A 12,455-nucleotide genomic window follows, 5' to 3' on the forward strand; every position below is an offset into this window, starting at 1 on the left:
ACCCGACACTGCAATTTGTGCTAGCGCACAGTTTCCTTCATTGCCGCGTCGGGCGCAAGAGGCTCTTGCCTGCGCGGCTGCACGACGAACACGCCGGCCAGCATGAGCGCCGCCGCAGCCCAGAAATAGGGCGAATAGCTCTCTCCCAACAGCAGCATGGCCCAGAACACCCCGAATCCGGTGACAAGGTAGCTGACCTGAACCGCAAAGACCGCCCCTGCGCGCCCGACCAGCCAGACATAGCCGGTATAGGTCATGACATGAACGAGCGACGAGGCGACCAGCGCCCATTCCGCCACGTCCCATGGCAGCAACGGATCGATGAACTGGCCACTCGCCAGCGCCAGCGGCAGGCAGAGCATCGCCCCCACAAGGGACGCGCCGAACATGACCTGGATCGGGTTCATTCCCGCAATGCCCCAACGGGCAACGTAGTTACCCTCGAAGGCGTAGCAAGCGGACGCAATCATCGCCACGGCGACCCATTTCAGCATGCCGGGGTCCGGCAGGCTGGTCTCGGGCAGAACCAGCAGGGCGACGCCCGCCAATCCCAGCAGCAATCCGCCAAAGCGGCGCAACGAAAAGCGTTCGAGCCCCAGCCCAAGCGCCATGGGAAAGGCAGCAAGTGGCACCAGTGACAGCAGCACCGACATGACCCCGGCCGGAATGTAGGCGATGGCCTTGTAGGATGCCGAGTTGGGGATGATCGTGCCAACGAGGGCAATGATGACAAAGACGCGAAACGTCGCCGCGGATCGTGGAAGGCGATCCCGTCGCAGGATCATCACGATGCCCATCAGCAACGCGCCAATCACCAGTTGCCAGAAGATCAGGCCGAAATGTCCGTGGCCGGTGCTGACCGCGATCTTGGAGAGCGGCTGGGTGATCCCCCATCCAGCCCCCAGAAGCACCAGAAACAAAAAGAGGATGATCTGCTCGCGTCGGGTCACGGGGTGGCCTCTTCCAGTCGGCCTCCGACCCGGATCATGCGCAGGGATTTGGCGGCGCCGGTCCGGTCATCGGTCTCGACAAACACACCGGACAGCGTCGCCTCGCCCGCTGCCGGGCTGAACCGGGCCTTGGGCATGCCGGTGATGAACCGGCGCAGCGGTTCTTCCTTGTCCATGCCGATCACCGAATTGTAGTCGCCACACATCCCGGCATCACTCAGATATCCGGTTCCGCCGGGCAGCACCTGTGCATCCGCGGTCGGCACGTGGGTGTGGGTTCCGACGACAAGGCTCGCCCGCCCGTCGCAATAGTGACCCATCGCCATCTTTTCAGAGGTCGCTTCGCAATGCATGTCGACGATGACCGCATGGGCGAGGCCGCCGCGCGGGTGCGATTTCAGAATCGGCTCGACCGCCGAGAACGGATCGTCAAACGGGCGTTTCATGAACACCTGCCCAAGCACCTGAAGCACCAGCACCTTGCGTCCACCGGGGGCCGAAAAAACACGAAACCCCTTGCCCGGTGCGTTCTTTGCAAAATTCAACGGGCGGATGATGCGTGGCTCACTCTCAATGAATTGCAGCATGTCCTTTTGATCGAACGCATGATCGCCCAGCGTCACACAATCGGCCCCTGCGTCCAGCAACAGCTTGGCATGATCGCCCGACAGCCCCATGCCATTGGTGGAGTTTTCACCGTTGACGACGACAAAATCCAGCCGCCATTCATCGCGCAGCCGCGCCAGATGCGCCGTGACCGCCGCCCGGCCAGACCGGCCCATTACATCGCCCAGAAACAAGATTCTCATGGCGTTGTCCTAGGGCGGTCGGGGGACAAGAGCAATAGCGATGCGCACGCGCTATTGCTCTTGTCCACACCATATGGTGCCGGCAGGTATCATTGGGCAATCAGCCTGATTGATCCGGATTATCCGCCAATGGCCCCCCTGCGGATCATCATCTCGGACACGTGATTGTATGCCCTGCGCCACGCCGTCTCGAGCTCCGGCGTAAAACCATCTCCGAGACCCGCACGCAATGTATCCATCAACGCATCCCCCATCGGTGCGAAATGCGCGGTTTCCACGCCAAGCGACGCGTGCAGTTTGCCCAATCCGAGGTATTGTTCCGCACTGCTCGCGTCATCGTTCAGACGTGAAACGATGACCCCGAGCGTGGTCATGAATTTCATCCCCTGTCCTTCCAGATCCTCGCGGAACATCTCGCGCAACTCGGGCGCGCGTTCGAACAGGGATTTGTAGAAATACTGTGGATGATCGGTGAAATCACTGCGCAGGCGCTCCAGGCTGGTGCACACCATATCCAGTTCGGTCTGTGTTAGCGTCATGACGTTTTCCTCTCTGCGATATGCAGCCAAAGTATCACGCCATTTGTGTGAGAAATTTGATCTGACCCCGGAATCTCGGGGATCAACGTGCAAATGACAGCACGCGGCTCTCGGTCACGAGGAAATCCAGCGGCTGATCGGTCGCTTCCAAAGGCAGGCTTTCTGCTTCTTGTGCATCAAAAGCGAAACCGATGGCGAGCGTGGCCCGCCGGGCGCGCAGCAGTTCCAGGGTTCGGTCATAGAACCCCCCGCCATATCCCAGCCGCCCCCCTGTGGCGTCGAAGGCGACCAATGGAACAATGAGCATTTCCGGTTCGAAGAAATCATCCTGCTGCGGAACCCGCGTTCCAAAGGTGCTCTCCCGCAGCGGCATGTCAGGCTCCCATTTGCTGAAACGCAGCGGCAGGCCAGCGCCCGTGATGACCGGAAGCCCGACAGGGCCATGGGCCGCCGCCTCGGCCATCGCGGGGAGTGGGTCAATCTCGGTGCGGATCGGCAGGTAGCCTGCCAGCGGAACGCCTCTGTACCCTGCAAGCAGCTCTGACAACAGCCCGGCCCCTGCCCCGCCAGCTGCATCACGGGCCGCCTTGCGCCGCGCGAACGCGGCCTTGCGGGCGGCGCCCTTGATCTCTGCCAGATCGCTCATAGCAGCACCATTCCAGCCAGCCCGAGAAACACGAAAAAGCCTACGACATCGGTAACCGTCGTCACGAAGGTGCCCGAGGCCAGCGCCGGGTCGACGCCCATCTTGTCCATCATCACCGGGATAACCGTGCCGGCCAGCCCGGCCACGGCGAGATTGATCACCATCGCGACGGCAATCACATACCCGATCTGCGGAGATCCGAACCAGATCACGCCCACGACGCCCATCGTGACGGCAAAGACCACCCCGTTTAGCAGGCCGACCAGCACCTCGCGTCGGATCACACGCCAAACGTTTGCCCCCGTGAGGTCGCGGGTCGCCAGCGACCGTACGGCGACGGTGAGCGATTGAGTGCCGGCGTTGCCGCCCATCGATGCGACGATGGGCATGAGAACCGCCAGCGCCACGAACCTGGACAGCGTATCCTCGAACAAGGCGATCACGAGCGACGCCAGGATCGCGGTCAGCAGGTTCACGGCCAACCACGGCAACCGGCGCTTGACCGTTTCCGCAACGCTGTCAGAGAGCGAGCTTTCATCGCCGACCCCGGCAAGACGCATGATGTCTTCTTCGTGTTCCTCGTCCAGCACCGCCATCGCATCGTCGATGGTGATCATCCCGGCCAGGCGCCCCTCGTCATCGACAACCGGCGTCGAGATCAGGTGGTACTGGTTGAACGCATAGGCCACGTCTTCCTCGTCCTGCGTCGCCGGGATGACGTGAAACATTTCTTCCGTGAGATCGAGAAGCGGCACCGTGCGTCGCGCGCCCATCAACTTGCCCAGCGTCACGTTCCCGACCGGATGCATGCGCGGGTCGACCAGGATGACATGATAGAACTGGTCCGGCATGTGTTCGTTGCTGCGCATGTAGTCGATGGCCTGCCCGACGTTCCAATGCGCAGGCGCCATCACCACCTCCCGCTGCATCAGGCGACCGGCCGACCCTTCAGGATAGGACATCGCCTGCTCGACCGCGAGCCGGTCGGTTTCGGCAAGCGCGCCCAGAATGGTCTCTTGCTGCGGTTCCTCCAGATCCTCGATCAGGTCGACGACATCATCGCTCTCGAGTTCCCGCACCGCGTCCGCCAGAACCTGCGGCGCAAGGATCGAGATCACGTCTTCGCGGATGCTCTCATCCAGTTCGGACAGGATCTCGCCGTCAAACTCGTGGTCGTAGAGCCGAATCAGGCTCTCGCGGTCCACGTGACCGATCTGTTCCAGAAGGTCGGCAATATCCGCCGCGTGCAGCGGTTCCATCAACTCGGTCAGCTGCGCCTGATCACCCTTTTCCACGGCATCAAGAATCGCCGCGACCGCCCTGCGATCCAGCAGATAGGCATCGTCTTCGCGACCGGAATCGGCCTCTGTCTGATCATCGATGGTTGTCATTCTCAGCCCCCTGCAATTGGCGTCAAAATAGAAGAAGCAGCTATTGGAAAACAATGACAATGCGGCGATTTACGCAAAGATTTGCGCTCGCTAGTCTGCATCCTCGTATTCTGTCGCGAATTGGGAGCTGTCAATGGCCGGAACCGTAATCCTCAAGGGACAGGTGTTATCCTTTTCCGGTACACCTTTCGAAGGCGAACCAACCGACTCCGCCCGCATTGATGATGCCCTGGCGCTGAGCAGCGGTCGGATCAGCGCGGTTGGCCCGTTTGACCGGCTCAAGGCCGACGCGCCGGAGGCGACGGTGATCGACCACGGCGAGAAAGTCATCATGGCGGGTTTCGTGGATGCGCATGTGCACTTCCCGCAAACCGCGATGATTGCGAGCTGGGGCAAACGGTTGATCGATTGGCTCAACACCTACACGTTCCCCGAGGAAATGCGGTTTGCCGATGCCGCCTATGCCGCCGAGATCGCGGCGCGGTATCTTGATCTGACGACCGCGCATGGCACCACGACCATGTGCAGCTTTGCAACCATCCACCCGGAAAGTGTGGAAGCGTTCTTTGCCGAGGCGCAGCGGCGCAATCAACGGGTCGTGGCAGGCAAGACCTGTATGGACCGCAACGCGCCCGAGGGGCTGCGAGACACCCCGAAGAGTGCCTATGATCAATCCAAGGCGCTGCTGGACCGTTGGCACGGGGTTGACCGCATTTCATACGCCATCACCCCCCGGTTCTCGCCAACATCGACCCCGGAGCAACTTGACGCGATGGGTGCACTCTGGGCCGAATACCCGGAGTGCCTGATGCAGACCCATCTCAGCGAACAGGTGGATGAAATCGCATGGGTGCGCGAATTGTTCCCGGACGCGCGTGATTATCTTGATACCTACGAGGCCCACGGCTTGCTCGGGGAACGGGGCCTCTATGGTCACGCGATCCATCTGGAGAACCGCGAGCGGGCGCGCCTGCGCGACGTGGGCGCGGCGCTGGTTCATTGTCCGACCTCCAACACCTTCATCGGATCCGGCCTGTTTGACATGATGGGCCTGATGGCCGACGGCCACCGCATCGGGCTGGCAACGGATACCGGGGGCGGGTCGTCCTTCTCGATGCTCCGCACGATGGCGGCAGCCTATGAAATCGGCCAGTTGCGCGGCGTTCCGCTGCACGCTGCACAGCTGCTGTGGCTGGCCACGGTAGGGTCCGCGCAAGCGCTGCATATGTCGCAACAGATTGGCAATGCCGCCGTCGGGCACGAGGCCGATCTGATCGTGCTTGACCTTGCCTCGACACCCGCGATCGCGCAACGAAGCGCCTGTGCAACCGATATCTGGGAGGCGCTGTTTGCCACGATCATGATGGGCGATGACCGGGCTGTTCACGAAGTCTGGATTGGCGGCAAACAACAATAACTCCCACGCTCAGAGCGCCGATGCGATCCGTTGCGCCAACACGTTCTGGCGTCGGACCACAGCAGGCAGGTCCAGGGTCGCGATCCGCCCCTCTGCAACGATCTGCCGACCCTCTACATAGAGGTCCCTCACCCGCGTCGGCCCCGCCAGCAAGAGCGCCGCCGGGTCCCAGCTCCCGGCACTCTCAACACCGGTCGTATCCCAGATCGCGATATCCGCACGCTTTCCCACGGCGATCCTGCCACAATCGGGCCGACCCAATACGTCTGCCCCGCCGCGGGTGGCGATCTCCAGCGTCTCGCGCGCGCTCATCGCGTCGGCTCCGCGCGAAACCCTTTGCAGCAGCATGGCCAGGCGCGCCTCGCCGATGATGTTCCCCGTGTCGTTGCTGGCAGAGCCGTCAACACCCAACCCAACGGGGACGCCCGCATCCCGCATCGCCCGCACTGGGGCGATCCCGCTGCCCAGACGGCAATTCGAGCAGGGACAATGGGCAACGCCGGTGCGGGAGCGGGCAAACAGGTCGATTTCCTGACCGTCCAACTTGACGCAGTGCGCGTGCCAGACATCCGGTCCGGTCCATCCCAGATCCTCGGCATATTGTCCCGGCCGGCAGCCGAAATTGGCTTGGGAGTAGGCGATATCCTCTTCGTTTTCCGCCAGATGGGTATGCAGCATCACGCCCTTGTCCCGCGCCAAAAGGGCCGCGTCGCGCATGAGATCGCGGCTGACCGAAAACGGTGAACACGGCGCGATCCCGACGCGGCACATCGCGCCCTCACCCGCGTCATGGTGTGTGTCGATGATCCGAATGCAGTCTTCGAGGATGGCTGTTTCGCGTTCCACCAGCGAGTCGGGTGGCAAACCGCCGTCGCTTTCACCGATGCTCATCGCACCGCGCGTCGGGTGAAATCTCAGACCGAGTTCGGACGCGGCGGCAATCGTATCATCCAGCCGCGCGCCATTGGGGTAGAGATACAGATGATCCGACGACAACGTACAGCCAGACAGCGCAAGTTCCGCCAACCCGATTTGCGCCGACACGAACATCTCTTCGGGCCCGAACCGCGCCCAGATTGGATACAGGGTCTTGAGCCAGCCAAAAAGCAGCGCGTCCTGCCCCCCCGGAACCGCACGTGTCAGGGTCTGGTAGAGATGATGATGCGTATTGACCAGTCCCGGTGTCACCACGCATCCGGTGGCCGTTTGAACGCTGCCGGTGGTGCGCAGGTTCTGCCCGATCTCGGCAATGACCCCATCGCGGATCAGGATATCCGTGCCAGGCAGTTCCCGGCGCGCATCGTCCATCGTCAGCACGGTATCGGCATTTTGAATCAGAATGTCAGGCATGTTCGTCTCCACACTTCTGGTTTGGCCCGGTTCGGTTGAGAAGTGTGAACATGCGCCAACAGAAATCGGGCAAAGGACTTGGCGCGCCAACCCATTCTAGCGGCAGTCGCGCTGTGGCTCAACCCTCTGCAGTGGTTCTGAGCAGGTCCAAGGCGGCGGCGTGTATCTCGGAATTCGCGGCGGCCACAACCCGCCCGCCAAGATGGGCAGGGTTTCCGCGCCAGTCAGTGACCACGCCACCCGCGGCCTGGATCACGGCGATCGGGGCCTGGATGTCATAGGCATTGAGCCCAGCCTCGATCACGAGGTCAATCTGACCGGCAGCCAAGAGAGCATAAGCATAGCAATCCATGCCGTACCGCGCGAGTTTCGTCCGCGCGGCAACGGCCTCAAATGCGGCGCGCTCGGCCGGGGTGCCGACTTCGGGATATGTGGTGAACAGAATAGCCTGATCCAGCGTGCGGGTGGATCGTGTTGCCATCGGCATGGTGCCAAACGGCCCGACCAGTTCGGCAACATCAGGTGCGCCGACAAAGCGCTCGCGGGTGTAAGGTTGATCGATGAGGCCAAGTGTCGGACCGTTCTGGTCCGACAGTGCGATCAGGACACCCCAGGTTGGCGTGCCGCTGATGAACCCGCGGGTGCCGTCGATAGGATCAAGCACCCACTCCCGCCCGGACGTCCCATTCTGGCGCCCGAACTCTTCTCCCCAGATACCATCCTGGGGCCGGTGGAGAGTCAGTAGATCGCGCATTGCCCTTTCAGCTGTGCGATCTGCAACCGTAACCGGATCAAACCCTGCTGTTTCCTTGTTCTGCGCCAACAAACCGGGTTGTCTGAAGTGCGGAAGAATTTCCGCACGCGCCGCATCGGCAAGCAGATGCGCAAGAGCAAGATCTGTAAGTATCGCAGAGGTCATGACAGGCGACTGCCAGTCCTCCACGGAAATTGCAAGCGGTGCTGCAATTGGCTCAGGCGACGTCGCTTAATACACGCGCCAGTTCAAAGAGCCGGCGACGCTGGTTCTCCGGGATTGCATAGTAGGACCGCACGAGGTCAAGCGCCTCTTTGTCACCCATCAGGTCGGGCGGCAGCATCGACTTTTCGCCTTCGGGCCTGTCGGCGTCTTCGAGGCCCTCAAAAAAGAAGCTCACCGGGACATCAAGCGTGTCGGCGATATCCCAGAGGCGGGATGCGCTGACACGGTTGGCACCGGTTTCGTATTTCTGGATCTGTTGAAATTTGATACCGACCTGCTCGGCCAGTTGCTGTTGAGTCATGCCGATCAACCATCGACGGTGACGTATGCGCTTCCCAACATGCACATCTACAGGGTGAGTCATACTTTTCTCCTTTGCAAAACTAATTAACATTCGGCTTCGACCGTTGGGTTCCAACAGTGCGACTTTGACAGTCAACCCGCGTAAACCTGATCTGGCTAGACCCGAACCACTCTACGGGGCAGATACTACGGGCTTTTGAGTTGAATTCAAGACAAGCGATTCCCGGAAAGCGGGAAAATCTATCTGGCTTAGGTTGTATTTTTGCCTGTTTGGAAACAGTTTTTGACATCACTCCAGTTGCGTAGCAGCACCTACGAACAACTATCGAATTCCCGGCACGACACGTTTAACTTGTCTCCGACAATCGCCCTAAACCTTCGCAAATACAAGGATTTTGATATGCTCGCCTACCAGATAGCAACCAAAGGAGGTGAAGCCGGGCTTGCAGAAATCGCCGTTCCGGAGCCCGGAACCGGCCAAATCCAGGTCCGGATCATGGCCTGTGGCCTGAATTTTGCGGATCTGCTGACACAAAAAGGAACCTATCAGGATATTCCGGATGCACCGTTCACACTTGGGATGGAATTATCGGGAATCATCATGAAAACGGGCGATTCGGTTGACAATCTGTCCGTCGGGGATCGTGTCGCGGTCTTTTCCGGCCAAGGTGGGTTGGCCGAATTCGGCGTGTTCGACGCCGCGCGCGCAACCCCGATTCCCGAGACGATGAGCTTTGAAGATGCCGCCGCCTTGCAGATCGCCTATGGTACCAGCCACATGGCGCTGGCCCACCGCGCCCGCCTGCGACCGGGAGAGACCCTGCTGGTGACCGGAGCGGCGGGAGGTGTCGGTTTGACCGCTGTCGAGATCGGCAAGCTGATGGGCGCCACGGTGATCGCCCATGCCCGAGGTGCCGACAAGCTGGACGTCGCGCGCGCGGCTGGCGCGGACCACCTGATTGATGATGCGGAAGATCTGCGTGACCGCGTGCTGGCGCTTGGGGGGGCGGATGTCGTTTATGATGCCGTCGGCGGTGCCGCCTTCAAGGCCGCGTTTCGTGCCTGCAATCCCGAGGGAAGATTGCTTCCGATCGGGTTTGCCAGCGGAGAGGTGCCGAACATTGCCGCCAACCATCTGCTGGTCAAGAATCTCTCGGTTCTGGGCTTTTACATTGGGGGATACATGAAGTTCCGGCCCGACCTCGTCCGTGACAGTTTCCGACAACTCATCGACTGGCATTCTGCAGGAAAGCTCCACCCGCACATCAGCCACACCCTGCACCTGTCGCAGGTTGCGGACGGGATAGAGTTGCTGCGAACCCGCAAATCCACCGGCAAGGTCGTCGTTCGCCCGACGGCTACCTAGACCGCCGCCTTGAGCCTTGCGCGCGGCGTCATGTCGGCAAATGTCGCGCGCAACAGCTCACCGAGCGTCTCGGAGACTTCGCCGCCCTCCCCTTCACCACCGTAGAAGTTGATGAAATGCAGCGGCAGCGCTGGCAGAGCGCCCCCATGACTGATGACTTCCACATGTGGCGGATGCGTTCCGTCAAGCATCGCCATCACCGCCAGGTCCGCCGCCACGGTCGCTTCGATGGTGCGATCTGAATCGCTGTCCAGCGCCACATTCCATTCGACCCCCGCCGTTTCAAGTGCGCTCAACACGATGGGTCGGAAAATGCAGCTGCGCCCCTGGGCCAATTCGACCGGCCGTTTGCGCCAGGCCGTGCCGCCCGGCGCCCCCATCCAGACCAGCGGAATCGCCGCCAGCACCTCTGCACCGGGCATCTTTTCCGGCTCGGTCGTGAGAATCATGTCGCATTCCCCACGTTCGAACCGGTCCTTCAGGTTGCGGGTGTTGGCCGTCACCAGTTGGACCTTTACTCTCGGAAACTTTGCATTGAATTGCTGCAAGACGCGCGGAATCGCCGGATAGACAATGTCATGGGGCACGCCGAGCACGATTTCGCCCTCAAAAGCCTGATCCGTCAGCCGCGTGATCAACTCGTCATTCAGCGTCACCATGCGGCGGGCATAGGCCAGCAACTGCTCACCCGATGCCGTCAGCGCGATGGTTCGCCCTGTCCGGTCGAGCAATTCCAGACCCAACAGCTCTTCCAGCCGCTTGAGCTGCATCGAAACGGCGGACTGGGTCAGGTTCAGGAACCCGGCTGCCCGCGTCACACCGCCGGAATCGGCAACCGCCACGAAAGAGCGGAGGGTGGTGATGTCGAGGTTTCGCAATATCACAATCCTTGATGGTATCTGCAACAAATATTGGCTTTCATCATGAGGCATTCATCAGCATATATCAAGATAATTGATCATAAGTCGCAAACCCATCGCCACTCCGAAAGGACACAGATAATGACATATATCACTGTTCCCGGTCACGCGCGGTCAAAGCGCCTGTCGCTGACCCATTTGATGACCCGCCGCTTTGATCTCTGGCGCCAGCGTCGGGCGCTGACCCGTTTGGATGCAGCCGCCTTGCGCGACATCGGCCTGACCCGCAGCGAGGCCGAAACCGAAGCCCGGCGCCCGATCTGGGATGCCCCGGAAAGCTGGTCCTGCTGACCGGTTTGAGGCGATTGCTGGCCCCGGCAGCCAGCAATCGTTGACCTTGCCGGCGGTTCATTCGAATTTCGTGGATAAATCCGACGGATTTACTTGAAAAAGCCCGCTGCTGATACGATATTCAAGAGGAACGCTGTCGGACCTATCTGGCGGCCCCTTTTGATATGAACGGAGACCTTGAATGGCTGAATTCGACACGAGTCACATGACAGGCCGGACCGCCGCCGGTGTGCGCACTGCGGCGATCGACGAAGGCCTGCGCGCTCACATGAACAAGGTCTACGGCACGATGTCCGTAGGCATGCTGATCACATTTGCCGCTGCCTGGGCTTTGGCCGGGCTCGCGGTCAGCGACGTTCCCACCGAATACCAGATCGGGGCGGACAAGTATCTGACCGGGCTTGGCCAGGCGCTGTACGCGTCCCCGTTGAAATGGGTGGTCATGTTCGCGCCGCTCGCCTTCGTGTTTGGCTTCAGCGCCGGAATCAACCGGATGTCCGCCGCGACGGCACAAATCGTGTTCTATGCTTTCGCCGCGGTCATGGGCGTATCGCTTAGCTCAATCTTCCTGGTTTTCACCGGCTACTCGATCATCCAGGTGTTCCTGATCACCTCGGTCGCCTTTGCCGGGCTGTCGCTCTGGGGCTACACAACCAAGAAAGACATCTCGGGCTGGGGCAGTTTCCTGATCATGGGTGTGATCGGTCTGATCGTCGCATCCATCGTGAACATCTTCTGGCCGATGCCGGGACTGGCTTTTGCCATCTCGATCCTCGGTGTGCTGATCTTTGCCGGTCTGACCGCCTATGACACGCAGAAGATCAAGACCACCTACCTGCAGATGGCGCATTCCGGCGACAGCGAATGGTTGGGCAAGGCCGCGATCATGGGCGCGTTGAGCCTCTATCTCGACTTCATCAACATGTTCATGTTCCTGCTGCAACTGCTCGGCAATCGGGAATAACTCGGAACCCTACCGTATGGCAAAGGGCCGGTCCTTGTGACCGGCCCTTTTTGCATGTTACCTGATTCCATGCTGGACCTGCGCCCGAATTGTGAAATCTGTGATTGCGACTTGCCACCGGAATCGACCGAGGCCCGCATCTGCTCCTATGAATGCACCTACTGTGTGACCTGCGCAGAATCGGTTCTCGATAATGTGTGCCCCAACTGTGGGGGCAATCTGGTGCCGCGTCCGATCAGGCCAAAGAGCAGCTGGCGTCCGACAACCGGGCTGGCCAAGCACCCTGCCTCGACCAAGCGCCGCCACAACACGTGGACAAGTGCGGAACGACGCGCCCTGTCGGACAAGCTGAAAGATGTACCCCCAACGGAACGATGATTGTCTGATCCCGGCAGCCGATTCCATTCCCGGGCAAAGTCATCGCCAATGGGCTAGCGCGTTTCGCGCCTGGCTTGGATCGTCTGCTGTGACCTATCGCGTGGAAATCTATGATTTCAGGCAACGTTAGATGCGCCAGCTCTAACGCGGAA

Annotated in this window: 14 protein-coding genes; 5 read left to right on the forward strand and 9 right to left on the reverse strand. The window is 60.7% G+C overall.

Translation table 11 applies throughout. The features are described 5' to 3' along the window. Positions 1–20: 20 nt before the first annotated feature. From QO231_RS21055 to mgtE, 5 genes are all read right to left on the reverse strand, one after another. On the reverse strand, positions 21–950 hold the full coding sequence (locus tag QO231_RS21055) for a DMT family transporter (RefSeq protein WP_316781231.1): 930 nt from the start codon (positions 948–950) through the stop codon (positions 21–23). Next, a complete protein-coding gene (locus QO231_RS21060; protein ID WP_316781233.1) occupies positions 947–1,759 on the reverse strand; it encodes a TIGR00282 family metallophosphoesterase in 813 nt (270 codons plus the stop codon). The genes QO231_RS21055 and QO231_RS21060 overlap by 4 nt, the downstream gene beginning before the upstream one ends. A gap of 119 nt (positions 1,760–1,878) precedes the next feature. After that, positions 1,879–2,298, reverse strand: a complete 420-nt coding sequence (locus QO231_RS21065; protein ID WP_316781236.1) for a globin domain-containing protein — start codon at positions 2,296–2,298, stop codon at positions 1,879–1,881. Positions 2,299–2,380: 82 nt separating this feature from the next. Continuing rightward, positions 2,381–2,944: a 5-formyltetrahydrofolate cyclo-ligase gene (locus tag QO231_RS21070; protein WP_316781238.1), complete on the reverse strand. Its 564-nt coding sequence runs from the start codon at positions 2,942–2,944 to the stop codon at positions 2,381–2,383. Continuing rightward, on the reverse strand, positions 2,941–4,335 hold the full coding sequence (mgtE, locus tag QO231_RS21075) for a magnesium transporter (protein ID WP_316781240.1): 1,395 nt from the start codon (positions 4,333–4,335) through the stop codon (positions 2,941–2,943). Before mgtE ends, QO231_RS21070 begins: the two co-directional genes overlap by 4 nt. 133 nt (positions 4,336–4,468) lie before the next feature. Here mgtE and guaD point away from each other — a divergent pair, with 133 nt between their 5' ends. After that, complete coding sequence (guaD, locus tag QO231_RS21080; RefSeq protein WP_316781241.1) at positions 4,469–5,752, forward strand: guanine deaminase; 1,284 nt, start codon at positions 4,469–4,471, stop codon at positions 5,750–5,752. A 9-nt stretch (positions 5,753–5,761) separates the two neighbouring features. On the opposite strand, the gene QO231_RS21085 is transcribed toward guaD, so the two are convergent. From QO231_RS21085 to QO231_RS21095, 3 genes are all read right to left on the reverse strand, one after another. Then, entirely contained in the window at positions 5,762–7,102 is a 1,341-nt protein-coding gene (locus QO231_RS21085; protein ID WP_316781242.1) for an 8-oxoguanine deaminase, read from the reverse strand. A gap of 118 nt (positions 7,103–7,220) precedes the next feature. Continuing rightward, positions 7,221–8,021, reverse strand: a complete 801-nt coding sequence (gene hisN, locus QO231_RS21090; protein WP_316781243.1) for a histidinol-phosphatase — start codon at positions 8,019–8,021, stop codon at positions 7,221–7,223. A 52-nt stretch (positions 8,022–8,073) separates the two neighbouring features. Next, on the reverse strand, positions 8,074–8,445 hold the full coding sequence (locus QO231_RS21095) for a helix-turn-helix domain-containing protein (protein WP_316781246.1): 372 nt from the start codon (positions 8,443–8,445) through the stop codon (positions 8,074–8,076). A gap of 339 nt (positions 8,446–8,784) precedes the next feature. Between QO231_RS21095 and QO231_RS21100 the strand changes: the two genes are divergently transcribed. After that, on the forward strand, positions 8,785–9,750 hold the full coding sequence (locus QO231_RS21100; RefSeq protein WP_316781249.1) for an NADPH:quinone oxidoreductase family protein: 966 nt from the start codon (positions 8,785–8,787) through the stop codon (positions 9,748–9,750). Here the strand turns inward: QO231_RS21100 and QO231_RS21105 are convergent. Beyond that, on the reverse strand, positions 9,747–10,628 hold the full coding sequence (locus tag QO231_RS21105) for a LysR family transcriptional regulator (RefSeq protein WP_316781251.1): 882 nt from the start codon (positions 10,626–10,628) through the stop codon (positions 9,747–9,749). The genes QO231_RS21100 and QO231_RS21105 overlap by 4 nt on opposite strands. Positions 10,629–10,751: 123 nt before the next feature. Here QO231_RS21105 and QO231_RS21110 point away from each other — a divergent pair, with 123 nt between their 5' ends. The 3 genes from QO231_RS21110 to QO231_RS21120 all read left to right on the forward strand — a co-directional run bounded on the left by QO231_RS21110 (position 10,752) and on the right by QO231_RS21120 (position 12,303). Continuing rightward, on the forward strand, positions 10,752–10,961 hold the full coding sequence (locus QO231_RS21110) for a DUF1127 domain-containing protein (protein WP_316781254.1): 210 nt from the start codon (positions 10,752–10,754) through the stop codon (positions 10,959–10,961). A 181-nt stretch (positions 10,962–11,142) separates the two neighbouring features. Next, positions 11,143–11,925 carry a Bax inhibitor-1/YccA family protein gene (locus QO231_RS21115; RefSeq protein ID WP_316781257.1) on the forward strand — a complete coding sequence of 261 codons (783 nt, stop codon included), beginning with the start codon at positions 11,143–11,145 and terminating at the stop codon, positions 11,923–11,925. A 54-nt stretch (positions 11,926–11,979) separates the two neighbouring features. Next, positions 11,980–12,303, forward strand: coding sequence for a DUF1272 domain-containing protein (locus QO231_RS21120; RefSeq protein ID WP_316781261.1), 324 nt, complete (start codon positions 11,980–11,982; stop codon positions 12,301–12,303). Positions 12,304–12,455 lie beyond the last annotated feature (152 nt).

Source organism: Sedimentitalea todarodis (assembly GCF_032595355.1).
GTDB lineage: Bacteria > Pseudomonadota > Alphaproteobacteria > Rhodobacterales > Rhodobacteraceae > Sedimentitalea > Sedimentitalea todarodis.